At 74.5% G+C, this 24,851-nt stretch carries 24 protein-coding genes; 12 read left to right on the plus strand and 12 right to left on the minus strand.

Annotated features, from left to right (window positions below; all coding sequences use genetic code 11):
- Positions 1-50 precede the first annotated feature (50 nt).
- Both C4U44_RS10740 and C4U44_RS10745 read left to right on the plus strand, forming a co-directional pair.
- A complete protein-coding gene (locus C4U44_RS10740) occupies positions 51-251 on the plus strand; it encodes a hypothetical protein (RefSeq protein WP_103885474.1) in 201 nt (66 codons plus the stop codon).
- Positions 252-355: 104 nt separating this feature from the next.
- Positions 356-2,209 (plus strand): glycoside hydrolase family 15 protein, encoded by a 1,854-nt coding sequence (locus C4U44_RS10745; protein ID WP_103885475.1) that lies wholly within the window; start codon positions 356-358, stop codon positions 2,207-2,209.
- 23 nt (positions 2,210-2,232) lie between these two features.
- On the opposite strand, the gene C4U44_RS10750 is transcribed toward C4U44_RS10745, so the two are convergent.
- The 3 genes from C4U44_RS10750 to C4U44_RS10760 all read right to left on the minus strand — a co-directional run bounded on the left by C4U44_RS10750 (position 2,233) and on the right by C4U44_RS10760 (position 5,123).
- Positions 2,233-3,213: an SLAC1 family transporter gene (locus tag C4U44_RS10750; protein WP_103885476.1), complete on the minus strand. Its 981-nt coding sequence runs from the start codon at positions 3,211-3,213 to the stop codon at positions 2,233-2,235.
- A gap of 280 nt (positions 3,214-3,493) precedes the next feature.
- Positions 3,494-4,477 (minus strand): zinc-dependent alcohol dehydrogenase family protein, encoded by a 984-nt coding sequence (locus C4U44_RS10755; RefSeq protein ID WP_103885477.1) that lies wholly within the window; start codon positions 4,475-4,477, stop codon positions 3,494-3,496.
- A gap of 130 nt (positions 4,478-4,607) precedes the next feature.
- Positions 4,608-5,123, minus strand: coding sequence for a winged helix-turn-helix transcriptional regulator (locus C4U44_RS10760; RefSeq protein ID WP_103885478.1), 516 nt, complete (start codon positions 5,121-5,123; stop codon positions 4,608-4,610).
- 119 nt (positions 5,124-5,242) lie between these two features.
- On the opposite strand from C4U44_RS10760, the gene C4U44_RS10765 reads away from it, so the two are divergent.
- A complete protein-coding gene (locus C4U44_RS10765) occupies positions 5,243-5,605 on the plus strand; it encodes a nuclear transport factor 2 family protein (RefSeq protein WP_200823209.1) in 363 nt (120 codons plus the stop codon).
- 271 nt (positions 5,606-5,876) lie between these two features.
- Complete coding sequence (locus tag C4U44_RS10770) at positions 5,877-6,260, plus strand: DUF1707 SHOCT-like domain-containing protein (RefSeq protein WP_146088237.1); 384 nt, start codon at positions 5,877-5,879, stop codon at positions 6,258-6,260.
- 78 nt (positions 6,261-6,338) lie between these two features.
- On the opposite strand, the gene C4U44_RS10775 is transcribed toward C4U44_RS10770, so the two are convergent.
- On the minus strand, positions 6,339-7,787 hold the full coding sequence (locus C4U44_RS10775; RefSeq protein WP_235031972.1) for an MFS transporter: 1,449 nt from the start codon (positions 7,785-7,787) through the stop codon (positions 6,339-6,341).
- A 94-nt stretch (positions 7,788-7,881) separates the two neighbouring features.
- Here C4U44_RS10775 and C4U44_RS10780 point away from each other — a divergent pair, with 94 nt between their 5' ends.
- Positions 7,882-8,628, plus strand: coding sequence for a TetR/AcrR family transcriptional regulator (locus C4U44_RS10780; protein WP_103885480.1), 747 nt, complete (start codon positions 7,882-7,884; stop codon positions 8,626-8,628).
- A gap of 98 nt (positions 8,629-8,726) precedes the next feature.
- On the opposite strand, the gene C4U44_RS10785 is transcribed toward C4U44_RS10780, so the two are convergent.
- Together C4U44_RS10785 and C4U44_RS10790 are read right to left on the minus strand one after the other, a co-directional pair.
- The gene (locus C4U44_RS10785; RefSeq protein ID WP_103885481.1) at positions 8,727-11,237 is read right to left on the minus strand and encodes an ABC transporter permease; all 2,511 of its coding nucleotides are present in this window, start codon (positions 11,235-11,237) and stop codon (positions 8,727-8,729) included.
- Complete coding sequence (locus C4U44_RS10790; protein ID WP_103885482.1) at positions 11,231-11,968, minus strand: ABC transporter ATP-binding protein; 738 nt, start codon at positions 11,966-11,968, stop codon at positions 11,231-11,233. The genes C4U44_RS10785 and C4U44_RS10790 overlap by 7 nt, the downstream gene beginning before the upstream one ends.
- 157 nt (positions 11,969-12,125) lie before the next feature.
- On the opposite strand from C4U44_RS10790, the gene C4U44_RS10795 reads away from it, so the two are divergent.
- The gene (locus tag C4U44_RS10795) at positions 12,126-13,424 is read left to right on the plus strand and encodes a sensor histidine kinase (RefSeq protein ID WP_200823210.1); all 1,299 of its coding nucleotides are present in this window, start codon (positions 12,126-12,128) and stop codon (positions 13,422-13,424) included.
- On the plus strand, positions 13,424-14,056 hold the full coding sequence (locus C4U44_RS10800) for a response regulator (RefSeq protein ID WP_103885483.1): 633 nt from the start codon (positions 13,424-13,426) through the stop codon (positions 14,054-14,056). The genes C4U44_RS10795 and C4U44_RS10800 overlap by 1 nt, the downstream gene beginning before the upstream one ends.
- 74 nt (positions 14,057-14,130) lie before the next feature.
- On the opposite strand, the gene C4U44_RS43220 is transcribed toward C4U44_RS10800, so the two are convergent.
- The 6 genes from C4U44_RS43220 to C4U44_RS43585 all read right to left on the minus strand — a co-directional run bounded on the left by C4U44_RS43220 (position 14,131) and on the right by C4U44_RS43585 (position 20,328).
- Positions 14,131-14,253: a hypothetical protein gene (locus tag C4U44_RS43220; protein ID WP_265737317.1), complete on the minus strand. Its 123-nt coding sequence runs from the start codon at positions 14,251-14,253 to the stop codon at positions 14,131-14,133.
- A gap of 64 nt (positions 14,254-14,317) precedes the next feature.
- Complete coding sequence (locus C4U44_RS10805; protein ID WP_103885484.1) at positions 14,318-15,676, minus strand: vWA domain-containing protein; 1,359 nt, start codon at positions 15,674-15,676, stop codon at positions 14,318-14,320.
- Complete coding sequence (locus tag C4U44_RS10810) at positions 15,673-16,989, minus strand: AAA family ATPase (protein WP_103885485.1); 1,317 nt, start codon at positions 16,987-16,989, stop codon at positions 15,673-15,675. Before C4U44_RS10810 ends, C4U44_RS10805 begins: the two co-directional genes overlap by 4 nt.
- A 119-nt stretch (positions 16,990-17,108) precedes the next feature.
- A complete protein-coding gene (locus C4U44_RS10815) occupies positions 17,109-18,701 on the minus strand; it encodes a hypothetical protein (RefSeq protein WP_103885486.1) in 1,593 nt (530 codons plus the stop codon).
- Between the two features lie 278 nt (positions 18,702-18,979).
- Complete coding sequence (locus C4U44_RS10825) at positions 18,980-20,056, minus strand: LLM class flavin-dependent oxidoreductase (protein ID WP_103885488.1); 1,077 nt, start codon at positions 20,054-20,056, stop codon at positions 18,980-18,982.
- A 197-nt stretch (positions 20,057-20,253) separates the two neighbouring features.
- A complete protein-coding gene (locus C4U44_RS43585) occupies positions 20,254-20,328 on the minus strand; it encodes a putative leader peptide (RefSeq protein WP_407642827.1) in 75 nt (24 codons plus the stop codon).
- 431 nt (positions 20,329-20,759) lie between these two features.
- On the opposite strand from C4U44_RS43585, the gene C4U44_RS10830 reads away from it, so the two are divergent.
- From C4U44_RS10830 to C4U44_RS10850, 5 genes are all read left to right on the plus strand, one after another.
- Positions 20,760-21,386: an RDD family protein gene (locus C4U44_RS10830; protein WP_160145013.1), complete on the plus strand. Its 627-nt coding sequence runs from the start codon at positions 20,760-20,762 to the stop codon at positions 21,384-21,386.
- Positions 21,387-21,540: 154 nt separating this feature from the next.
- Positions 21,541-22,494 (plus strand): ABC transporter ATP-binding protein, encoded by a 954-nt coding sequence (locus C4U44_RS10835; protein WP_103885490.1) that lies wholly within the window; start codon positions 21,541-21,543, stop codon positions 22,492-22,494.
- A gap of 5 nt (positions 22,495-22,499) precedes the next feature.
- A complete protein-coding gene (locus tag C4U44_RS10840) occupies positions 22,500-23,330 on the plus strand; it encodes an ABC transporter permease subunit (RefSeq protein ID WP_103885804.1) in 831 nt (276 codons plus the stop codon).
- A 157-nt stretch (positions 23,331-23,487) separates the two neighbouring features.
- Positions 23,488-24,375: a COG4705 family protein gene (locus C4U44_RS10845; protein ID WP_407642819.1), complete on the plus strand. Its 888-nt coding sequence runs from the start codon at positions 23,488-23,490 to the stop codon at positions 24,373-24,375.
- 46 nt (positions 24,376-24,421) lie between these two features.
- A complete protein-coding gene (locus tag C4U44_RS10850; RefSeq protein ID WP_103885492.1) occupies positions 24,422-24,808 on the plus strand; it encodes a BlaI/MecI/CopY family transcriptional regulator in 387 nt (128 codons plus the stop codon).
- The last annotated feature ends 43 nt before the right edge of the window (positions 24,809-24,851 follow it).

A 24,851-nucleotide genomic window follows, 5' to 3' on the forward strand; every position in this document is an offset into this window, starting at 1 on the left:
ACCCCCGCCGACTCCGCCCGCGGAGCCAACCCCCCAGAAGGACCCCCGCCGTGAACCGAAACGTCCGCAACGCCACCCCGCCGATCTACGCCTTGCTCATCCTCGGGGGCTTCCTCATCAGCACCACCGTCGGGATCGCCGTGATCATCGTCGGCGGCGTGCTGACCAGCGTGGTGTACACCATGGCCAGGGGTGGTGGTTCCGAGGGCGCCACGCCGCGCCGGGCTCCCCGGCAGCGCAACCGCCGCTGAGACGGCGCATCCCAGGGGTGCCGGACTGCGAGACCTCCGCCCGCGCTCTACCGTGGGAAATGTCCCCGTGAACGCTGCTCGGCCGGGGAGAGGGGTCGCGTCGGATGCGCACTGCGATCGGCGACTACGCACTGCTGTCGGACTGCCAGACGGCGGCGCTGGTGAGCAAGGGCGGGGCGATCGACTGGCTGTGCCTGCCCTGTTTCGACTCCCGCGCGGTCTTCGCCCGGGTGCTCGGTGAGGACGCGGGGCACTGGTCCATCGCCCCGCGGGGGGAGAGCGCGCCCCGACGCTCCTACCTGGCGGGGTCGTTGGTGCTGCGCACCGAGTACCGCACCCCCGCCGGGGAGGTCGCCGTCACCGACGCCCTCGCCACCGGGCCGAACGCGGGAGGGCACGAGCTCGGTGCCGACGCACCCCACGTGCTGGTCCGCGTGCTGGAGGGCATCCGGGGGGACGTCGAGATCGAGGCCGAGTTCGCCCCGCGGCCGGAGTACGGGCTGGTCCGGCAGCTGCTGATCCCGGTGGACGGCGGGCTGCGGTGCCACGGCGGACCCCACGCCCTCGGCCTCTCCTCGCCGGTGCCCCTCGACGTCAGCGACTGCGCGCACGCGCGGTTCACCGTCCGCCCGGGGGAGCGGATCGCCTTCGCCCTGGACTACGTGCTGGCCGGCCAGACACCGCGGCTGAGGACTCCGGAGGAGACCGAGGACCTGCTGGCCGAGACCCTCGGCGCCTGGCGCGGCTGGTCCGCCCTCCACGAGCGGTACCGGGGCGCCTGGCAGGACGAGGTCCACCACAGCGGCCGGGTGCTGCAGGCCCTCACCTACCGGCCCTCGGGCGCGATCGTCGCCGCCCCGACCACCTCCCTTCCCGAGGCGATGGGCGGTCCCCGCAACTGGGACTACCGCTACTCCTGGGTCCGTGACGCCGCCTTCGCCCTCAACGCCCTGTGGACCGCGGCCTGCCCGGACGAGGCCGTGGCCTTCTTCGACTGGATGGCGCAGGCCGCCGCGGCCGATCCCCGGGCCGGGCGCGACCTGCAGATCGTGTTCGGGGTCCGTGGCGAATGCGACCTGACCGAGCGGGAGTTGGGGCATCTTCCGGGATGGCGGGACAGCAGCCCGGTCCGGATCGGGAACGACGCCTGGCAGCAGAGACAACTCGACGTCTACGGGGAACTCCTCTGCGCGGCACACCGCCTGCGCGCGTACCTGCCGCGTGCCGACGCCACGACCTTGCACTTCCTCGCCTCGCTGGTGGACACCGCGTGCGCGCGGTGGAAGGAGCCGGACGAGGGCATCTGGGAAGTGCGCAGCGGGCGGCGGCACTTCGTCTACTCCAAGCTGATGTGCTGGATGGCCACGCGCTGCGGGATCCAGATGGCCGATCTGCTCGGTGCGGAGGACCGGGTGCCGTACTGGCGCCGGGTCGGGGACGAGATCCGTGCCGCGATCGAGGAGCAGGGCTGGAACGACGAAGTGGGCGCGTACACACAGGCGTTCGGCTCCCGCGTGCTCGACGCCTCGACGCTGATGATGCCGCTGGTGGGCTTCGCGCCGGCCGACGATCCGCGGATGCTGGCCACCATCCACGCGATCCACGCGCACCTCACGGACGCGCGCGGCATGGTGTACCGCTACGCGGCCATGGACGACGGACTGGACGGCGGCGAGGGGACGTTCCTGCTGTGCACGTTCTGGCTGGCGGGCGCGCTGGCCCTGGCGGGTGAGGTCGACGAGGCGGAGCGGGTGTTCGAGCGGGCGGCCGCGACAGCGAACGACGTCGGCCTGATGGCGGAGGAAGTCGACACCAGGACCGGGGAGTTGCTGGGCAACTTCCCCCAGGCGTTCAGCCACGTCGGCCTGGTCAACGCGGCCTGGATGATCTCCCGGGTCAGGTCGGGCGCGATCGGCCCGCAGAACGTGGCGGACGGCTCGGCGTTCTGCAGCGACTGAATCCCCCGATGCGGAGGGGGGATTCAGCGGGTCGGCGCGGTGTCCGGGGCCGGGACCCGGGGCAGGAAGGTGCGCCGGCGCAGGCCGACGAGGGTCCGGGCGGCGAGTGCCGCCATCGCGAGGGTGGCGATGCCCAGCAGCAGGTAGGTCAGCCCCTTCTGCCCGTGGACGTGCTCGACGTCGAGCCAGTGGATGCCGAAGGTGAAGGCCGCAGCGTAGGAGAAGGCGAAGGCCCAGAAGCCCGGCCCGAACGGCGCCCTGCGGTACGTGCCCACCATCGCGATCTGCACCAGCGCCATCAACGCGGCGTAGCCCGCCAGCAGTTCCGCGCCGAGGCCGAGCCGGGAACCGTTGATCGCGAACCAGGCGTTGCCCGCGACGACGGGCGGGGCGATCTCGATCGCGATGGTGGGCAGCAGGGGCGGCGGCAGCATGGGCTGGGTGAAGAGCCGGACCAGGATGATGGAGCCCAGTACCAGCCAGCACACCAGGCCGTAGCCGAACATGACGTGCGACAGGGTCCGCCAGCCCAGTGCCGCGCTGCCGCCCGCCGCGATCAGCCCGCCGGCGACGGTGGGCAGGAAGTAGCCGGGGTGCCATTGGGCGAGCTGCGTGTCCGCGCGGATCCACCAGCCGGTCAGCCAGGAGCCCAGCAGCACGGTGAGGACGAGCCCGACGGCGTAGACGACCTCGCCCGCGGTCCTCGCGTGGGGTGCCAGGGCGACGCCGAGCAGCATCGGAACGATGACCGCCAAGGCGGTGAACGGCCCGAGCACCGGATCCGCCGGGTCGGTGCGCAGCCGTCCGTGGGCGGCCGCGTTGCGGAGATAGCCGGCCAGCGTCGCCAGCCAGATGACCGCGGCCAGGATCCACAGGCAGGACGCCGGCCACGACGGCGCGTCCACGGTGTCCTCCGCCGCCGTCCAGGCCTGGGCGAGGCCGGCCGTCCCGAACCCGATGCCGAAGAGATTGGGTGTCACCCGGTACGGGGACGCCTGCGCCATCACGCGGCTCCCTGCCCTGCCCGGCCGAGATCGCCCCGGGCGGGGACGTCACAACCGGGAACACCCCGTCCGCCCTGGTCACGACCACTGCGCAGCCCTGCGCCGTACGTCATCAGCGCCTCCTCCTTGCCCTCTCCCATGGGAGGGCGAGGGGGCGGGCGCCGCAACCGCTGGAGCCTCGATACCCCTGATCCACGGGGCGCGGTCCGCCGGGCGGGGGCGCGGCGGCCGGAGGGCCGGAGCCGCCGGTAGGCGTGTCCGGATCCGGACCGCGGGACCGTCAGGCGACGTCGACCGCGACCTTGCCGCGCGTGCCACCGGTCTCCACGGCCCGGTGGGCGTCCGCGACCGTCTCCAGGGTGAAGTGGCGGGGATCCACCCGCGGCGCGAGCAGGCCCTTGTCCACCAGTGCTGCTGCCTGCGCCAGGATCTCCCCGTGGTGGTCCCGGCCCCGGCCGGTGAGCATCGGCAGCAGGGTGAAGACGCCGGAGTACGTCGCGCCGCGGAAGGAGAGCGGGGCCAGGGCGTGCGTGCCCCAGCCGAGCGCGCTGACCACGTGGCCGGTGTAGTGGCGCACGGCCGTGAAGGACGCGTCCAGGGTGGCCCCGCCCACGGTGTCGACGACCACGTCGAAACCCTCGCCCGCGGTGTGCGCGTCGACGTACTCCTGCACGGTCGCGGTGGTGCGGTCGATCGGCGTGGCGCCGAGGCCCTCGATGGCGGCGAGGCTGCCGGGCGAACCCGTGGCGAACACCTCGGCGCCGCGTGCCCGGGCGATCTGGATCGCCACGTGGCCGATGCCGCCCGCCCCGCCGTGGACGAGCACCTTCTGTCCTTGCTCCACTCCCGCCCGATCCACCAGTCCCTCCCAGGCGGTGATGGTCACCAGGGGCAGCACCGCAGCCTCGCGCATGCTCAGCGCGGCCGGCTTGGCCGCCAGGAGGCGGGCGTCGACGGCCGCGTACTCGGCCAGCGATCCCTGCAGGTCGCCGACCCCGCCGGTGAGTCCGTACACCTCGTCCCCGGGGGCGAAGCCGGTGACGCCCTCGCCGACCGCCTCGACGACGCCGGCGAGGTCGAGACCGAGGACGGCCGGCAGGACGGTCCGCGCGTGGGCCGCCTTGCCGGCCCGGATCTTGGTGTCCAGGGGGTTCACGCCGCTCGCGCGCACCTTGACCAGCACCTGGCCCGGGCCGGCGGCCGGTGTCGTGATCTCCCGCAGCTCCAACGGGGTGTCGAACGCCGTCAGGACGAGCGCGCGCATGGGAACTCCTCGTGATGTCCGTCGCAGCCGTACGGCGGTACGGCGGCCTGCTCGGGGCCGGTGGGCCCCAGTGTGCGCCGTGCCCGACCCGGGCGCGGTGCCCGCCGATCGGGCGGGCGGCCGCGTCCCCTTATTCGGTCGCCGACGCGCGGCGATCGCGGCCCAGTTCGGTGTACCGGGCGCGCATGCCGGGACCGGCGGCCGGTCCCGCGGTGAAGGCGAACGCCTCGCTGTCGTGCAGGGGACGTCCGCTGCGGGCGTCCACCACGACCGGCTCGACCTCCTCGCCGGTGGCGACGTCGACCAGGACCATCGACCGCTCCTCGGGTGCGAGGTGCTGGTTGCCCCAGGCCGCGAGGGCGACGATCACCGGGCGCAGGGAGCGGCCGCGCTCCGTGAGCACGTACTCGTGGCGCACCGGGTGGGTCCGGTACGGCCGCCGCTCCAGCAGTCCGTCGGACACCAGGGTCTTCAGCCGCGCGGTGAGCATGCTCGTGGAGATGCCGAGGCTCTGCTGGAACTGGTCGAACCGCGTGTACCCGTCGAAGGCGTCGTGAAGGATCAGCAGCGTCCACCACTCGCCGACGTGCTGCACCGTGGTCGACAGCGGGCACTCCCGGTCCTCCAGCCTGATCCGGCTCGCCATGGCGACACATCCTTCCGAGTTACTGCTAAAGTAAAAGTCACTAGGTTCTATTTTAGCAGTGACCGGGGTGCGTCCTGAAGGCTGCCCCGGAACTCCGGCCCCCGGAAAGCGGGACTCCGATGACCGACCCGGCATCCTCGACCCCCGTGGAGCGCGACGCGCTGCCCGGCACGATCCTGCGCTACCTGGACGCGCACAACTCCGGTGACGCCGTTGCCTCCGCGGCGCTCATGACGCCGGACGCGCAGGTCACCGATGACGGGCGCACCCACTCCGGGCTGCCCGCCATCGAGAAGTGGCTCGGCCGCGCCTCCTCGGAGTACACCTACACGACCACCTATGTGGACGCCGTGCGGGAGGGGACGGACCGCTGGACCGTCGTGCAGCGGCTCGACGGCGACTTCCCCGGCAACACCGTCCTCCTCCGGTACGGGTTCACGCTCGACGGGGACCTGATCAGCCGGCTGGTCATCGCCCCCTGAGCCGCCGTCCCGGTCGGCGTGCGCCCGCGCGGGCTCGGGCGCCGGACCCGGCGCGGGGTGAAGAGGCGGTCGCGGTTCACGCGAAGCGGCGTCGCCCGCGGTGGGCCGGGGGAACAATGGGGTGGGGGTGAGCGGTGCGGGGCGGGACGCCCATCCTCGTACGACGTGCCGGCCGTCGCGGGAGTTCGCCGCCGCGGGGCTCCGGGACGGTCACCCGGTGGCAGCGCCGGGCCGCCTCGTCCGGATGTAGCCGCCCACCTCGGGGGTCGCCGTGAACGAACCGGCCGAGCACGTGCCGAGCCAGCCGATGCGCGTATCCGACGCCGAACGGCGCCGGGTGGAGGGGTGGTTGCAACACCACTACTCGGTGGGCCGATTGACCCTGCCCGAACTCGAATCGCGGGTGGCCCTCGCCTACGAGGCGCGCACCCAGGAGCAACTCGAAGCGGTGCTGGCCGATCTGCCGGGGTGGCGGGAGCGCGGGAGGGCCGCGAACGGGGAGGACCGGCGGCTGCTGATCATCCTGTCCTGCACGTTTCCCCCCGCGGCGCTGGTCTACTGGCTCGCCACCCGACGGCGGGGGCCGGGACGGGGCGCCCGCCCGCAGGTGGAACGACCCCGTCCGAGGCCCGAGTTGGAGAGCGACGAGGAGTGACCCCGCGGCGCCCGACTCCCGCCGCGCCCCGACTCCCCACCCGCGCCCGCCCGTACCGCCCCCGGCAAGGGGCGGCTCTCAACCGTGGGCCTGCTGGGAGTGCCGGGGGAGGAAGCCCACCAGGAGGAGGGTCAGGACGTTCACCCCCGCGGTGATCCCGAACACCAACTCCGCCGCCGACAGGGAGGAGTGGGCGGAAAGATGCCCGGCCCGGGCGAAGAACACCGTGCCGAGGGCGGCCACGCCGATGGCCCCGGCGAACTGCTGGACGGCGTTGAGCATGCCCGCTCCGGTGCCGACCTCCTCGGTGGTGGCGTCGCCGATGATGAAATCGACCAGAGGGACGAACACCAGCCCGGAGCCGAACCCGGTGAGCAGCAGCGCGGGGGCGAGCGTCCAGACGGTGACGCCGCTGCCCCAGTGGGCGAGGGACCACCACACGGCGAGCAGGCCGAGGACGGCGAGGGACAGCCCGAGGTGCAGGGTGGCGCGGCCCAGTTTCTCGGCGAGCACGGCGCCGGCGAGCAGGACGGCGACGGCGGTCCCGACGGCCCAGGGGATCAGCGTGAGGCCGGTGTGCAACGGCGACCAGTGCAGGCCCAGTTGGAGCGTCAGGTTGAGCACGAGCACGAACGAGCTGAGCGACGCGTAGAACCCGGCGACGATCGCCAGGCCGACGACGAAACTGCGCTTGCGGAAGAGCGAGGGCGCGATGACCGGGTGCGCGCTGTGTCGTTCGGAGACGACGAACAGGGCGAGCAGCACGACCGCCGCGGCCATCATGGCGTAGGTCCAGGCGGGCCAGCCGAGGTCGCGTCCCTGGATGAGCGGGATGATGAGCAGCGCCGAGGCCGCCGTGAGCAGGCCGATACCGGCCAGGTCGAGGCGGGCGGTCGGGTCCTCCCCGCCGCGGTGGGGCAGCACGCGCCGGCCGATCGCGGCCGCGACGACGCCGAACGGCACGTTGATCAGGAAGATGGAGCGCCACTGGCTGCCGAACAGGTTCAGGTGCAGCAGCCAGCCGGCCAGGATGGGGCCGGCGACGGTGGCCAGGCCCATCAGCGGGCCGATCGGGGTCAGCGCCTTGCGCAGGTGCTGGGGCGGGAAGACCACCTTCACCAGGGCCAGGCCTTGCGGGATCATGACCGACCCGCACAGTCCCTGCAGCGTGCGGGCGACGATCAGGAAGCCCACGTTCGGCGCGAGGCCGCAGGCCAGCGAGGCCAGGGTGAAGCCGGTCATGCCGAGCAGGAACAGCCGCCGGCGCCCGAGCAGGTCGCCGAGCCGGCCCGAGGTGACCAGGCCGAGCGCGAAGGCCGCGGTGTAGGCGCTGAGCACCCACTGGACGGTCACCTGGCCGCCTCCGAGCTCGGCGCGGATGGACGGGCCGGCGAGGTTGGCGACGCTGGAGTCGATCAGGTCCATGAGGTCGGCCAGGAAGACGACGGCCAGGACGAGCGCCGCGGTGCGCAGCGGCAGCGTGGTCGCGGTGGTGGGCGCCTCGGACGGGCGCTGGATGACGGACACGAACACTGTTCTACAGGCGATCGATGTTCTGAGCAAGGCGAACGATGTTCCTCATGACGTGGAACACCGTTCCCCAGGCCGCTAGACTGCTCCTATGTCACCGACCCCGCAGGAACGGCGTGCAGCTCGGCACCAGCTCGACACCGGCGCGAGCGCACCCGCGGCCCGGCGAGGACCCTCCGGCGGTCGGAAGAAGCCGATCACCGTCGACGCGATCATCGGCACCGCGTTCGGCATCGTGGCGAGCGAGGGGTACGAGGCCCTGACGATGCGGCGCGTGGCCACCGCCCTGGAGACGGGACCGTCGTCGCTCTACGCCCACGTGGTCAACAAGGAGGACCTGGACGAGCTGCTCATCGGCCGGCTGTGTGCCGAGATCGAGCTGCCCGAGCCGGACCCCGCCACCTGGCGCCGGCAGATCATCAGCGTCTGCACCCAACTGCGGGACCAGTACCTGCGGTTCCCGGGCATCTCCCGGGCGGCCTTCGCCGCCGCCCCGTCCAACCTCGACACCCTGCGGGTCGCCGAGGGGATGCTCGCCATCCTGCTCGCCGGCGGCATCGAGCCGCAGGCCGCCGCCTGGGCGGTCGACTCCCTGGCGCTCTACGTCAACGCCTACAGTCTCGAAGTCTCCCTGGCGGACCGGCGGCTCGACCGCAAGGACGACGAATGGGTGGTCAGCCGCGACGAGTTGCTGCGCCGGTTCGCCGCGCTGCCCGACACCTTCCCCCGGACCAAGCGCTACGCCGCCGAGCTCACCGCCGGAACCGTGGACGACCGCTTCGACTTCACCCTCGGCCTGATGATCGGCGGCCTCCCGGGCGCGCGCGTCGATCACTGACCCGACCGTACGGTGCGCCGCTCCGCCGGACCCGCGGAGGGGCGGCGCCCGGCGGGCCGGCGCGCTCCCGGGGGCGTACGGAGCGGCCCGCGCCCTGTTCACGCGCGGACCGGGGCCGGACCCCGGCGGCGCAGCATCAGCGCGCCCGGCACCACCGCGCAGGTCACGGCGACCACCGCGCACGTCCCCGTCACCGCGCCGAGGGCGGCCCAGGGCACCGTGACCGGGCCCGGCACCGAGAGGAGCGCGAGCGCCACCCGGACGACGGCCAGGTCGACGCCCGTCACCATGGCGCCCATGACCGCGCCGACGGTGACGGCCAGCACCGCCTCCGCGCCCAGCAGGCGCAGCACCTGACGTACCGTCGCGCCGGCCAGCCGCAGCACGGCCAGGTCGCGGGTCCGCTCGGAGGTCGCCATGACCATGGTCCCGGCCAGCGCGATGGCGGTGTAGAGCAGGGCGATGCCCAGCACCAGCCAGAATCCGATCCGGGTCTGCCGGCTCGTCGTCGGGTGCTGCGCTGCGACCCACTGACGGTCCGTCAAGACGAGCCCGCCGGAGGGGGCGACGGCGTTCCGGAGCGACGCCGCGGCGGTGGTCCGGTCCGCGCCCGGGCGCAGCGCCACGTCGATCCGGTCCACGGCTGCGCCGCGGGCGTTGGCAGGGGTCACGTACGCGCCGTTGTCGCCGGTTCCCTGGCGCAGCACCGCCACGATCCGCAGCGTCCGGGGCGTGCCGTCGCCGAGCCACACCCGGACGTACTGGCCCACCGTGTGCCGGGCCCACTCCTGGTTGACGACGATGCCGTGGTCGTCGAGATCGCCCAACCTGCCCGCGACGACGGGCAGTCGGGTCACCGTCGCCAGCGCGGCGGGGGAGGCGGCCTCGGCGGGGGAACCGGTGAGGGCCACCTGGTCCTCCAGGGTGTGCACGGTCGTGGCGGCGAACGCGGCGGTGTCGGTGCCGGGCACCGCCGCGACCCGGGCGACCGTCGCCGGGGTGAACCCGGCCCCGCCGGCGGTGATCACGAAGTCGGCCCCGGTCCGGCCGCGCAGCTCCGCCGCCTTGGCCGCGTTGATCGTCGCAGTAGTGCCCAGGAGCGACCCGGCGAGCGCCACGCTCACCAGCACGGGCGCCGCGACGGCCGTGGTGCGCCGGACGGCGGTCGCGGTGTTCTCCCCGGCCAGCATGCCGGTCGCGCCGAGCAGTTGGGCGGGAAGCCACGCCAGGAGCCGGGCCAGCGGCCGGACGAGCAGCGGCGCGAGGAGGGCGGCCGCGGTGACCAGCACCATGGGCTGCACGGTGTACGTCTTGCGGTGCAACACCTCACCCGGGTCGGCGACCAGCGCGGACACCGCCAGGTAGCCGCTGCCCAGCAGGAGCGCGCCGCCCGCCAGCAGGCGTCCGGGAGCCATCGCGTTGCTGTCGACGGCCGCGTCCCGCAGCGCCTCGGCCGGCGGGACCCGCCCGGCCCGCCGGCCGGCCGCCCACACCCCGGCCAGGGCGACGAGGAGGCCGGTGCCGAAGGCCGTCCAGTAGGGCCAGGTGGCGCCGCCGATCCCGAACCACACGGGTGCGACGTGTCGTTGGACCAGTGCCCCGGCGAGTCTCGGGGCGCCGTACCGGCCGAGCACGCACCCGGTGGCGGACGCCGACGAACCGACCACGAGGGCCTCGGCATGCACGATCCGGCGGACCTGCCGCGGGGTCGCCCCGGCCGTCCGCAGCAGGCCCCACTCGCGCCGGCGCTGGGCGACGGAGAAGGCGAACGTCGACGCGACCACGTACACCGACACGAAGCAGGTGACGCCGCCCGCGGTGCCCAGCAGCGCGTCGACGGTGACCAGCGCCTCGTGGTCACCGTCCCGGTCGGGGTCGGCCAGGCGCCGGTCGTCGCCGGTGAGCACGCGGACGCCGGTGGCGGCCGGGTCCGCGGCGACCGCGGCGGTCACGGCGGCGGCGGGCGCGTCCACCACCACGTCGCGGGGGGACGCCGGGGACAGCCGGGCGGCCTCCGCGCCGGTGAAGAACACGGCCCGCTCGAAGGGGAGGGCGGCGACCGTGCCGACCACGGTCCAGTCCCGTACGGTCCCCCCGGCCGCGCGCAGCGCGACCCGCTGACCTGGGTGGGCCCAGGCGCCCGCGACGACCACCTGGTCCGGTGCGGCCGGCGGGTGCCCGGCGGTCAGCCGGTAGCCGGCGAAGCCCGCGGACGCCCACGGATGGCCGGTCAGCCCGGTCCGATCCGCCGCTCGGGCGGACCCGTTCGTACCGGAGGGGCCGCCGGCCGGACTCACCGCGAAGGACCGGTCCGCGGTCACCGCACCGATCCGGCCCAGCCTGGCGACCAACCCGGCCGGGACCGGGCGGGGTGGGGACAGCGGCGCCGTGCGTACCCCGGACGGCGTCCGCACCCGCAGGGTGTCGGCGCCGTGCACGACCACCGGCGCGGCCCGGAAGCGCTCCGGGGCGTGCTGCGGTGCGTGCGCGCTCGACGCGAGCACCAGGCCCATCATGGTGATCAGCCCGACTCCGAGGGCGAGGGCCACGAAGCTCGCGGCGAAGGCGGTCCAGCGGGTCCGCAGGGTCCGCAGCGCGACGCTCAGCACGACACCGCCTCCAGCCGCGCCATGCCGGCGGCGACCGACTCCGCGGTGGGGGCGCGCAGTTCGCCGCTCAGCCGCCCGTCGGCGAGGAAGAGCACCCGGTCGGCGAAGGACGCGGCGACCGGGTCGTGGGTGACCATGACCACGGTCCGGCCGTCCTCGTCGGCCATGCCGCGCAGGACCGACAGCACCCGGCGGCCCGCCGCGGAGTCCAGCGCACCGGTCGGCTCGTCGCCGAAGAGCACCTCCGGTTCAGTGATCAACGCCCGGGCCAGCGCCACCCGTTGCTGCTGCCCGCCGGACAGCTCGGAGGGGCGGTGCCGGGCCCGGTCGGCAAGGCCGACCCGGGCCAGCGCGTCCCGCACGGCTCCCTTCGCCGGGCGCCGCCCGGACAGCCGCAGCGGCAGCGCCACGTTCTGCTCCGCGGTCAGCGAGGGCAGCAGGTTGAACGACTGGAAGACGAAGCCGATCCGCTGCCGGCGCAGCAGGGTCAGCCGGGTCCCGCTCAGCCCGGTCAGGTCGGTGCCGCCGAGCAGGACGCTGCCGGAGGTGGGCCGGTCGAGCCCCGCCGCGCACTGCAGCAGCGTCGACTTGCCCGACCCGGACGGCCCCATGACCGCCGTGAAACTCCCGGTCGGAAAGCCCAGCGTCACGCCGTCGAGCGCGGTCACCACGGTGTCCCCGGACCCGTACGTCCTGCTCACCGAGCGCAGTTGCATCGCATCGATCTCCATGCCGTCCAGCCAACCGCCGGGCGCGGCCGGCCGCAGGAGGGCAGGAGGGTGTCCTCGGGTGGGCCCGGCCCACCCGCTGCGGGGTGGGGCAGGCACTACCCCGGAGGTCGGCCCAGCGGGTTGGCCGCGGCGGCGCAGCCGCTTCTACGGTGGGCGCATGACCTCCCGTACCGTCTGGCAGGCCCTGGCCCGGCCGGACTTCCTGCTGACCTCCTGGCCGTGGCGGTCGGCCGGGTACCTGCTGAGCAGCGCCCCGGTCGGGCTGGTCACGCTGGTCGGGATGCTGGTGGCCACGGGGATCGCCGGGGGACTGTCCCTCGTGGTGGTCGGGCTGCCGCTGCTGGCCCTCCTCGGCCTGGCGGGACTGCCGGTCGCGGCCGTCGAGCGGTGGCGGCTGCGCCTGATCGACACCGACCCGGCCCCCGGCGGGCACCGGATGCCCGACCGGCCCGGCCTCGTCGCCCTGCTGCGCACCCGGTACCGGGAGCAGGCGACCTGGTGGGAGCTGGCCTACGCGCTGCTGTTCGCGGTGGTGCTGTGGCCGCTGGACCTGCTGACCGCGGGCATCGCGCTGTCGCTCCCGCTGGGCCTGGTCGCGACCCCCGTCCTGATGGCGACGTTCGGGCACGGGCACGGCGGCACCGTGCTCAAGACGTGGACCGTGTCGTCGTACCCCGAGGCGTTCGCGCTGGCCCTGCTGGGCCTGGTCCTGCTGGGCGTCGCGGGATACGTGCTCGGTCCGCTGGCGGGTGCGCGCGGCGCGCTGACCCGGTTGCTGACCTCGCCCCGCGAGGACGCCCTCGGCCGGCGGATCAACGAACTGACCCGTTCCCGGGGCCGGTTGGTGGACGCCTTCGAGGCGGAGCGGCGCAGGATCGAGCGGGACCTGCACGACGGCGCGCAGCAGCGGCTCGTCGCGCTGACCGTGACCCTCGGCCTGGCCCGGCTGGACGCGCCGCCGGGACCGGTCGCCGACCTGATCGCCAAGGCCCACGACGAGGCCGGCGAAGTGTTGGTCTCACTGCGGGAGTTGATCCGCGGCATCCACCCGAAGGTGCTGGCCGACTACGGGCTGGCGGCGGCGATCCCGGACGTCGCGGAGCGGTCGTCGGTGCCGGTGGACGTCCGGGTCGAACTGCCGGGCCGGATGCCGGACGCGGTCGAGGCCACCGCGTACTTCGTGGTGTGCGAGGCGCTGACGAACATCGCCCGGCACAGCGGGGCGACGCGCGCCACCGTCGTGGGCGGCTACGCCGACGGGCGCCTCACCGTCGCGGTGAGCGACAACGGGCGCGGCGGCGCCTCGGCCGGGAAGGGATCGGGCCTGGTGGGCCTGGCCGACCGGGTCTCCGTGGTGGATGGCAGACTCGAACTGTCCAGCCCGCCCGGCGGACCGACCCTGCTGCGTGTGGAGCTTCCGTGCGAGATGACGCTGCCGACCGTCACCTCCGGCTAGTGCTGGCCGAGGACAGCGTGCTGTTGCGGGAGGGCCTGACCGGGCTGCTGGCCCGCTTCGGCCACGAGGTGGTCGCCGCCGTCTCCGACGCGGACGCGCTGGAATCCGCCGTCGCCGCCCACCGCCCGGACCTCGTGGTGACCGACGTCCGCATGCCGCCCACCTTCACCGACGAGGGGCTGCGCGCGGCCGTCGCACTGCGCCGCAGAGCGCCGGAGCTGCCGGTCCTCGTGCTCAGCCAGTACGTCCAGCGCAGCTATGTCACCGAGCTGCTGGAGACCGGCGACGGCACCGGGATCGGCTACCTCCTCAAGGACCGGGTCGGCAGGGTCGAGGAGTTCCTCACCGCGCTCCACCAGGTCGCGGACGGCGGCACCGTGGTCGACCCCGAGGTGGTCCGGCAACTCCTGCGCCACCGCCGCGATCCGCTGGAGCGGCTGACCCCGCGCGAGCGCGAGGTGCTCGCCCTGGTCGCCGAGGGGCGTTCCAACGCGGCGATCGCGCGCGCCCTCGTCGTCTCCGAGGCTGCCGTGGGCAAGCACATCGGCAACATCCTCACCAAACTCGACCTCCCGCCGGCCGAGGAGACCCACCGCCGCGTCCTGGCGGTCCTGGCGTTCCTCCAGTCCTGATCGCGGTCCTGACCGCACCCTGACCGTCTCCGTGCGGGCGGGTCCGCGTGACCGCGGACAGGGCCGGGACCGGGTCAGGCGCGGGCCCGGCGGTCTCCCAGAAGCGCCGCCTGCCGCTGCGTGAGTCGCTGGCTGTTCGGATAGGTGACGAGTCGGCCCGCGAACGCCGGTGCGACGGTGATGATCGCTGTCCCCATGGGGCGCCACCCCAACGGTCCGGCGTCACCGTCGTCACTGGCCGCACGCTTACCGGCGGACGGGTCAGCGCGGCGCCGCGGCGGCGCCGAGCGTGACCGTCCGCGCCCACTCCGGCGGGCGGTCGGGGATGTAGGCGGGATCGTCCTCGTCCCAGGAGCCGGTGGGCGGCAGGCGGGGGAAGAGGCCGACGACGGTCCGGCAGGGCGGCCGCGCGGCGGGCCAGCGGGTGTACCCGTCGGTCAGCACGACGATGACGTCCGGGCCCGGCCGTGTCCTGAGGGCGCGGGCGAACCCGCTCCTGAGGTCCGTGCCCCCACCGCCGGTCAGGGGGATGCCCTCGCTGCGGCACAGCGGGTGCGCCAGCTGCGCGACGGCGTCGCAGGGGACCACGGTGACCAGGTCGCGGCGGCCGCCCACGGCGCGCGATATCGCGGTGACCTCGAGCAGCGCGCTGCCGAGTTCCGCGTCGCTGACCGATCCGGAGGTGTCGATGACGATGCAGACCCGGGGCGGCCGGCGGCGCAGGCTCGGCAGGACCGCGCCGGGCACCCCCGCGGAGCGGCGGGACGGCCGGCCGTACGTGTAGTCCTCGCCGGCCCCGCCGCCGGACACCGCCGAGCGGATCGCGGCACCCAGCAACTGCCGCCAGGGCTGCGGGGGATGGAACGCCTCCTCCGCCCAGCGCCGCCACCCCCGCGAGGCGCTGCCCGGGCGGCCGTTGATGCCCTGCGCGACCCGGAAGCGGACCGCGTCGCGTTCCTGCGTGCTGAGCCCGTCCGCGCCGTCGGGCCCCCATTCCCAGTCCCGGTCCAGGCCGTCGGCGCCGCTGCCGCACTCCAGCCAGGCCAGGTCGTGCGTGCGCGGGCCGAGTTGGAACCAGCGCAGGTAGTCCTCCATCAGATGGCCCTCGGGCAGCCCGAGCTTCGCCGGATGGACGGCGTCCTCCGGCAGGGCCAGCCCGTCCCCGAACGCGTCGTCGTTGATCTCGAAGTCCGCGGCGATGTTCATCCGCAGCCGTTCCGCGGGGCCGGTCAACCCCCGTTCCCTTACGAGGCGTTCGCTGCGGCCGTGGTGGTCGCGCAGCAGGTGCGACACCTCGTGCACCCAGACGGCGGCGAGATCCTCCACGGAGGTGCGGGCCACGAAGGCCGGGGAGACGTAGCACCTCCAGTGGCGGTCGACGGCCATCGTGGGTACCCGGGGGGACTCCACGGTGTGCAGGGCGAAGAGCGCCGCCGCGAGGTAGGGGCGGGCCCGGACCGCCTGGAGCCGCGCGGCGAAGAGCTTGTCGAGGTCGAGGGGGAGGTCGAGGACCGGTCCGTGCCGGGGCCCGGGCCGGGGTTCGTGCCGGGGTGCGCCCGTGGCCTTCCCCGGCCGGGCCTCCTCCGCGGCCGCCTTCGCCCCTGCGTGGTCCGTACTCATCGGCCCGCCTTCGCCGTTCCCGCCTTCGCCGCGCCGGCGATCCGCGCCGCCGCGCGATCCGCCCGCCGGGACAGGGCCACCGCGCCGGAGAGCCGCTCGATCGACGCCGGGACGTCCCAGTCCTCGCGGCGCAGCGTGGCCAGCGTGGTGGCGGGAACGACCACCAGGTCCGGCGCGCCGGTCTCCATCGCCCGGGCGAGCAGCGCCCAGGCCGCGTCCCAGCGGGTGCGCTCCGGGCGTTTGCGGACCGCGTCCACCACGCCGTCGAGGACCGCCTGCCGCAGGTCCCCCCGCTCGGGCAGGACGGCGCCCGCCGGGTCGGCGAGCAGCGACTCGGGGTCCGGCAGGTCCATCCGGTCCACGGCGGCGAGCAGTTCCAGGCCGGGACCGTCCCCCACCGTGCCCCGCACCAGCAGGGCCAGCACCTCGCGGGAGGAGCCGGCCGCGGTCGCGAAGGCGATCAGGCGCAGCGTCATCTCCCAGCTGCGCGGCGACGGCCAGGCACCGCCGCGCCGGGCCTCGTTGGCGGGCAGCTGGTGGACGAGGGTGGGGCGCGCGGTCAGGAACCCGGTCACGGCACGGCGGGCGAAGTCCACCGCGGCGGGCAGCTCCTCGGGGTCGAGCCGGGGCAGTGCCGCCCGGGGCCAGGTGCCGCCGAGGCCGCGGACGACGACGTCATGGTCGTGGGTCCACTGCAGGTGGACGAACCGGTTGGCCAGCGGCGCGCTCAGCTCCCATCCGTCGGCCGCCGAGGACCGCGGGTTCGCGGCGGCCACGATCCGGACGGCGGGCGGCAACCGCAACGCCCCGATCCGCCGCTCCAGGACGAGGCGGAGCAGCGCGGCCTGCACGGCCGGGGGAGCGGTGGACAGCTCGTCGAGGAAGAGCAGCCCCCGCCCGGCCCGGACCAGGCGCACCGCCCAGTCCGGCGGGGCCATCGGCACGCCCTGCTCCGCGGGGTCGTCACCGATGACGGGCAGGCCCGAGAAGTCGGACGGTTCGTGCACGCTCGCGATCACCGTGGTCAGCGGCAGATCCAGCGCGGCGGCGAGCTGGGTGAGCGCCGCCGTCTTGCCGATCCCGGGCTCCCCCCACAGCAGGACGGGCAGGTCGGCGGCCACGGCCAGGGTGAGCGCCTCCAGTTGGACGTCGGGGCGGGGTTCGGTGCCGGTCGCGCCCAGCAGGGTCAGCAGGGCGTCCGCGACGTCGAGTTGGGAGCCGTGGAAGGCTCCGGAGGGGGCGACTCCGGAGGGGGTGTCGGCGGGGGAGAGGAGGTCGGCCTCGGAACGGAAGGACGGGGTGCAAGTAGGCATATGTGGTCACCTTTGGGGTTCGTGAGGGCATGTCGGAGGGCGTACGGGTGCGGGTGCGGGCCCGGACGTCGCCGTGGACATGGGCGCGCGGGCGCACCCGGGACGGTCGGCGGGCCGGGTCAGCGGAGGAACGTGTGGCGCGGGTGGGCGCGTCCTGGTCGGGGGGTACGGCGGTTGCGCGGGACAGCGGCGGGGGCGGGTGAGGGCACGGGGCCGCGCATGGGCCCCGGCCCGGGTCCGAACAGGCCCGCGCGGAACAGGCCGTGGGAGATCCTGCGCCGGGCGGCCGCTTCGAGCTCGTCCCGCAGGGCGCCGCCGCGCAGCCGGGCCTCCGGGCCGAGCAGCGCCTCGACCGCGGCCAGCGCTCCGGCGAGGTCGCCGTGGTCGAGGCGGGCGCGGACGTCGGGCAGGCACGCGGGTCGGCGGTGCGCGTCGTCGATCGCCCGCAGGCACGGAAGCGCGGTACCGGTCAGCGAGGCGAGCAGCTCTTCCCGTGCGATCTCGGCCGGGTCGTGGTCGAGCGCGGACAGCACCCCGTCGACCAGGCCGATCCGGTGCAGGGCTCCACGGCACTCGACGAGGCGCGGCCGGCCCTCGGACACAGCTGTCCCGCCGCGCACGGCAGGGGCATCGGCTGCCGGACCGTATCCGTCCGGTGCCAACGCGGCGGCGACCAACGGGTGCAGCCGGTCCAGCTCGGTCAACCCGGCGCGGAGCAGCGCCAGATCGGGCGGCACCCACGTGGCCGCGTCGGGCAGGACCGGCAGCGCCCCGCCGCTCTCCGCTCCCTCGGGCACGATCCGCGCGCCGAACGCGCCGTGGTCGAAAGCGCCTTGGAGGTGGGCCTCGTGGACGTAGGACGCCTCGCCCGCGAGTCCTGGGTCCGTGGACGACGTGGATTCGTCGTCCAAGTCCACCGCCAGAAGGAGCCGTTGCCGAACTCCGAGGCGTACGGCGACGGTTCCGGCGGCCCGTCCCTCGGCGCGGAGCAGGATCGCCGCCTCGGCCGCCCACCGGTCCACCGCCCAGTGCGGCTCCGCGGTGGCCGCGCCGAGCGTCGACGGCGCGTCGTCCGCCAAGTCCGGCGGAGCCGCGAGGAGGCCGGAACCGCCCCGCGTTGTCGGCTGATCGGCCCCGGACCGCACCCGCAACTCCCCGCTCCTGCGCGCGTCCCACAGGTGGCGGTGCAGGTCGAGCCGGAACCGCGGATGGGGGCGGGGGCGGGGGTGCGGGCAGTGTTCGGCGCCGAGTTCGGCGCCCGGCCCGGCCCACAGCGCGAGGCTGATCCGCTGCCCGGCGTCCGCCCAGGCGGGCGGGGTACGGACCACGAGGTGCACCGGGTGCTCGCCGGGCGGGCCGGCGCCCGTATCGGGCGTGTCCCCGGGCCCGTTGGCGTACCGCGCGAGGGCCAGGGTCAGGCCCGGGCGCAGCAACCCGTCGGGGGCGATCCGGGGCAGGTGCCAGCGCAGCAGGTCGGGAGCCAGATGGCGAAGGTCGGCCCGGATCCGGGCGGCGAGGTCGTGGCCGTGCGTACGGGCCACGGAGCGCAGATCGAGATCGACGTCGACCCGGGCGGCGGCGCATGCCCCGGCCCAGTCACCGGCATGCCGGCGGGCGGTCGCAGTCTCGATCATGGAGGGCGGCACGGCGAACTCGCGCACGCGCGGCCAGAAGGAAGGACGGGTATCCCCGTGCGCGATCTCGGAGTGCATCAGCACTCACCTTGCGCGGACGGGTCCCCCAATCTGCGAGGAGTCATCATCGCGGGAAGCGTAGCGCCACCCCTCGCGTTCCGCCAGGGTCCGCTGCCGGAGGACACCACGGGAGGTCTCCGCGGATGAACGTCGATGAGCCGACTCAGAGTTGAGGGCCGCGGGAGAACTCCGTCCGCGGACGGCGGACATCGAGCCCACGGACGTGGGCCCCACGCACGTGGAGTCCCGGGCGGACGCGGCGGGCTCCGCGCCGTCGCGGGACCCACCGCGTGGCCTCACACCGGGCTCGGCTCCCGCAGCCGGCTGAGCAACTCGTCCCCGACGCGGACGATCTCCGACCGGTACGGGGTGTCGGACAGCACGAAGTGGGTGATTCCGAGGTCGCGGTAGGCGCGCAGCGCCGCGGCCACGTCGTCGGGCGAGCCGACCAGCCAGGTGCTGCCCGCGCCGCCTCCGCCGAACCGCCCGGGCGCGGTGTAGAGGCAGGAGTCCAGCACCTCGCCGCGCCGCGCGAGATCGTAGAGCCGCTGCTGGCCGACGGCGAGGCGCCGTTGCGCGGTCAGGGTCGAGTCGGCGGCGCGGTCCGCCATCGCGGCGACCTTCTCCTGGGCGTCGTGCCAGGCCTGTTCGGTCGTGTCGCGGACCAGGGTGGTGATGCGCAGGCCGAACTCCAGCGGGGCGTGGGCCCTGCCGACGGACGCGCTGAGCGCCTTGAGCCGGTCGATCCGCTCGGCGACGCCGTCCAGCGGTTCGCCCCAGAAGAGCTGGACGTCCGCCTCGGCGGCCGAGACCCGCTCCGCCGCCGCGGAGGCGCCGCCGAAGTAGAGCCGCGGGGTCCTGCCGCTGCCGGCGTCGTGCGGCCGCGGGCTCACCGTCGACTCCTCGACGCCGAAGAACTCGCCGCGGAACGTGACGTTCTCCTCGGTCCACAGCCGGCGCACGAGGTGCAGGAACTCCCGCGTGCGGTCGTAGCGTCGGGCCGGCTCGCTCTCGCCGTCGCCGTAGGCGCCGGGGTTGTCCAGGCCGCTGACGATGTTCACCAGCAGGCGCCCGCCGCTGAGCCGGTCGAGGGTGGCCGCGGCGGCGGCGAAGTGCGCGGGCCGCCAGTAGCCGGGCCGGACGGCCACCAGGGGTTTGAAGGTGGTGGTGCGTGCGGCCAGCGCGGTGGCGACGGTGAAGGTGTCCGGCCGGCCCCACCCCGTACCGATGAGGGCGCCGCCCCAGCCGTGGTCCTCGGCCGCGCGGGCGAGTTCGGTGGAGAATTCGAGGGTTCCCCAGCCGTGGGTCGTGTCGTCGCCCCGGTGGCCGGGTTCGACCGTGTTGGGGATGTACCAGAGATATTCCGCACTCATGTCAGAACTCCGATTCTCTGCGGTGCCGGGCGCGAGCCGGGCCGCGCGGTTCCGGGATGGCGGAATTCTGGTACGGAACCGTGCGGGCCCGGCGCGCGAGGGGCCGGCGGCCGAACCGGAGGGATGCCCTCAGGCCGCACACGCAGGCACGACGACGGTTCGGGGGTGGGGTGCGAAGGGGCGGAAAAACGCGGGAACTAACGACACAGCGCGGTGGCCGACCGCATCAGGTCGACATGAACGCGGGTGACCAGCCTCGTCCTTTGACGCACGGTACGAAACTATTCGGGCGGCGGGCCACTGGCAATGAGTTCCTTCATGACGGCTGTGTGAAATCTGCTCGGCCCGAACTCCGCGGCGCGTTCCACGCCCGAACTCCGCGGTGATCCACCCCCTAACTCCGCGTCGAATCCCGTGCCGAACTCCGTGGCCGCACCCGACGTCCGACCCGGCACCGGATCGGGCCCCGGACCCCGTGTCGAACCTCGCGCCCCACCCTCTTCCGGGGCGCTCCCCCGGTCCCGGGGCGGGACGTGGCGCACTCTTGGCGCGCTCATGGTGTGCGCGGCAGCAAGATCATGTCAGGATCTCCAGCCGGCGACGCGGAGCAAAATGTGCACCGTCTGTGGCGTCAAGGGTGGGGACGATGGAGACGTGGGAGGACGGGTGGGCTTCCACCGGCCGGACGCGCCAGACTGCGCGGATGGAGCCGGCTCATGAGACGCGGTGGCGGCGGAACCCGCTCACGGCGGTGCCGCCGAAGGGATTCCAGACGGCCTACGTCTGTACCGGGGTGGCCGGTCATCTGCCCGCCGCGGGCGACGCCGTCGTGGTCGAACTCGCCCCGGTCGGGCGCCGCTTCACCGCCGCGGTGGTCGACCTGGCACTCGCCGCGTGTTCCCTCGCGGTGCCCGCGCCGTTCGCCTGCGCGGTCCAGTGCGCGGTGGAGCCCGGCGGCCGGATCTGCTTCCTGCTCGCGCTCTGGATGCTCGGCTTCGTCTGGCTGACGCTCTACGGCGCCGCCTTCGTGGTCCTGTGCGGCGGCACGCCCGGGCTGCTGCTCACCGGGCTGCGGGTGGCCCGCGCCTGGGAGGGCCACACGCGGCCGGGGTGGCGGCAGGCGGTGCGGCGGGCCCGCTTCCTCGCGGTGATGGGCTGGCTGGTCCCGTTGCTGAACGTCGCCGTCGTCCTCGCCCGGCTGGGCGGGGTGCTCCGCGAACGCCCTTACCACCAGAGCACGTTCGACACCGCTGCGGCCACCGTCGTGGTCCGGCGGCAGACCCGCGCGGCGGCGGCCGCGTCGAGGCGCCCGCACCCGGTGCTCAGGTAGGGGGAGGGGGCGCCGGGCGGGGCCGGGGCACCCCGATGGCGGCGCGCTCCGGCGAGCCGCCTCCTACAAGGTGTAGTAGCTTGGCGGCGGCGGTCGTCGCCGACCGTGCGCGCCCGCCGCGGCCCAGTCTGCCCCGACCACCCGAGGAACGCAGATGATCGAAGCCCATGCCCTGTCCAAGCGCTACGGCGAGCGTGTTGCGGTCTCCGACCTGAGTTTCACCGTGCGGCCGGGCGCGGTGACCGGGTTCCTGGGCCCCAACGGTGCCGGCAAGTCCACCACCATGCGGATGATCCTCGGACTGGACGCCCCCACCTCCGGACAGGTCACCGTCAACGGCCGCCGCTACGCCGACCACCCCGCCCCCCTGCACGAGGTCGGCGCCATGCTCGAAGCCCGCGCCATCCACACCGGCCGCAGCGCCCGCAACCACCTGCTCGCCCTCGCCGCCACCACCGGCATCCCCCGCCGCCGCGTCGACGAGGTCATCGACACCGTCGGCCTGCAGGACGCCGCCCGCACCCGCGTCGGCCGCTTCTCCCTCGGCATGGGCCAACGCCTCGGCATCGCCACCGCCCTGCTCGGCGACCCCGCCACCCTCGTCCTCGACGAACCCGTCAACGGCCTCGACCCCGAAGGCGTCCTCTGGATCCGCACCCTCCTCAAGGACCTCGCCGCCGAAGGCAGAACCGTCCTCCTCTCCTCCCACCTCATGTCCGAAATGGCCCTCACCGCCGAACACCTCATCATCATCGGCCGCGGCCGCCTCATCGCCGACACCTCCGTCAGCGAGTTCGTCCGCGCCACCCCCGGCGGATCCGTCCGGGTGCGGTGCGACGACGCGGTGGCGCTGACCGCGCTGCTGGCCGGACCCGACGTGGACGTGGCCGCACTGGGCGGAGGGGTGCTGGAGGTGACCGGGCTGACCAGCGAGCGGATCGGCCGGATCGCCGCGCAGCACGCCATCGCGCTGTCCGAACTCACCCCGCAGCAGGCGTCCCTGGAGCAGGCGTTCATGGAACTCACCCGCGACGACGTGGAGTTCCGCCCGCCCGCCAGGGACCTCGATCCGGCTCCCGTCCCGACCTCGGAAGGACAGCCTGCGTGAGCGCCATGACGTCATCCCCGGCGGCTGCGGCCCCCGGTCCCGCCGCCACCGTGCACTCCCGCGTCACCCAGCGCCGGGTGCTGCACTCCGAGTGGATCAAGCTCCGGACGCTGCGGTCCACGTTCTGGACGCTGATCGCCGCGACCGTCTCGCTGATCGGCTTCGGCGCGCTGTTCTGCGCGATCACCGCCAACCGCTGGCCGCACATGAGCGCGGGCGACAAGGCGGGCTTCGACCCCGCCCTCACCAGCCTGCGCGGCTACTTCCTCGCCCAGCTCGCCGTCGGCGTGCTCGGCGTCCTGGTGATCACCGGGGAGTACGCCACGGGGATGATCCGCGCCACACTCGCGGCGGTCCCGCGCCGGCTGCCCGTGCTGTGGGCCAAGGCCGCGCTGTACTCGCTGGTCACCTGGGTGCTGATGACCGTCGGCGCGCTGGCCGCCTTCCTGATCGGGCAGGGCGTGCTGTCCTCCCGGCACCTCGGCACCTCGCTGTCGGCCCCCGGAGTGACCCGCATGGTGCTGGGCACGGGTCTGTACCTCACGGTCGTCGGGCTGCTCGGCGTCGCCATCGGCGCGCTGATCCGCAACACCGCGGGCGGCATCGCCACGCTCTTCGGCGTGCTGCTGGTCCTGCCCGCGCTCGCGGAGGCGCTGCCCTCCTCCTGGGGCAACCGGTTCGGCCCCTACCTCCCGGGCAACGCCGGCCAGGCGCTGATCTCGCTGCCCCGCGAGGCGCACCCGCTCGCCCCCTGGACCGGGTTCACGGTCTTCTGCGTGTACGCGGTGGTCGCGCTGGCCGCTTCCGCGGTGCTGCTCGGGCGCCGGGACGCCTGACGTCCCCCGCACCGGGCCGGCCGCGGGAGTTCGACACCGTGCGGAGCCAGGTGCGGGAACGCACATCGGCGCCATACCGTCTACAGTCTTGTAGTCAATTATGGGTCGTGGAGACGGCAGAACGGGCGCCGCGTGGCGCCAGGAAGGTGGCGGCATCGTGGAGCAGCCCGGACACCACGGCGGTGGCGCGGTCGGGACCGAGGTGGGCGGCGCCGCGCCGGCCCGGCACCGCCGACCGGCGGGGAACGCGAGCGGCGGCGCGGCAGGCGCGGTGTCGGGTGCGGCGCTGAGCAAGGTGCCCGAGGTGACCGCACTGTTCTGGGTGACCAAGGTGCTCACCACCGGCATGGGCGAGACCACGTCGGACTTCCTCGCCCGGGTCCTGGGCCCGGTCGGGGCCGGCGCCATCGGGTTGTTCGGGCTGGTCGGCCTGCTGATGCTCCAGTTCCGGGCCCCCCGCTACTCGGCCTGGACGTACTGGTCGGCGATCGTCATGGTGAGCGTGTTCGGCACCATGGCCGCCGACGTCGTGCACGTGGTGGCGGGTGTCCCGTACGCGGTCTCCACGGTCGCCTTCGCGGTGATCCTGACCGTCGTCCTGGTCGCCTGGTACCGCAGCGAGGGCACCTTGTCGATCCACAGCATCCGCACCCGGCGGCGCGAGCGGTTCTACTGGGGCACCGTGCTGGCGACCTTCGCGCTGGGCACCGCGGTCGGCGACCTCACCGCGGGCGGCCTGCACCTGGGCTACTTCTCCTCCGGCGTGATGTTCGCGGCGCTGATCGCGGTGCCGGCCATCGCCGGGCTCGGCTTCCGGCTCAACGCGGTCGCCACCTTCTGGGCCGCGTACGTGCTGACCCGGCCGCTCGGCGCCTCGTTCGCCGACTGGATGGGGGCGTCCAGGGAGCACGGCGGCCTCGGTTGGGGCACCGGACCCGTCAGCCTGGTCCTGGCCGTCCTGATCGCGGCACTCGTCACGTGGCTCGCGGCGCGCGAGCGGGCCGAACGGGCCGCCGCGGCCGAGATGGCGCTCTCCGCTCCGTAGTATCGTGAGGTCCTTTGGCGAGCCGACGGCGAGGGGAGCGAGCGACGTGCGCGACGGAGCGGACGGCCCGGCGGCCGGACGGCGGGCCCGCGGCGAACTGGAGGCCGCCGTGCTGGCCGCGCTGTGGGCGGCGGGCGAGCCGCTCAGCGCCGCCGCGGTCCGCGAGCAGCTCGCCGGCGACCCCGCCCACACCACGGTGCTCACCATCCTGACCCGGCTGCACGCCAAGGGCCTGCTCACCCGCCGCCCCAGCGGCCGCACCCACCTGTACGAACCCGTCCGCGACGAGGCGGGCCACGCCGCCGCCGGGATGCGCGACCTGCTCGACCAGGTCGGCGACCGCGCGGCCGTGCTGAGCCGATTCGTCTCCGAACTCTCCGCCGCCGACGAGCGCCTCCTGGAGCAGCTGCTCCGCCCCCAGCCCGACGAATAGCCCTACGGCGCGGGGCGGTCGGCCCCCGGTACGCGGGGGAGCC

The organism is Actinacidiphila yanglinensis, from assembly GCF_900107965.1.
Classification (GTDB): Bacteria; Actinomycetota; Actinomycetes; order Streptomycetales; family Streptomycetaceae; genus Actinacidiphila; species Actinacidiphila yanglinensis.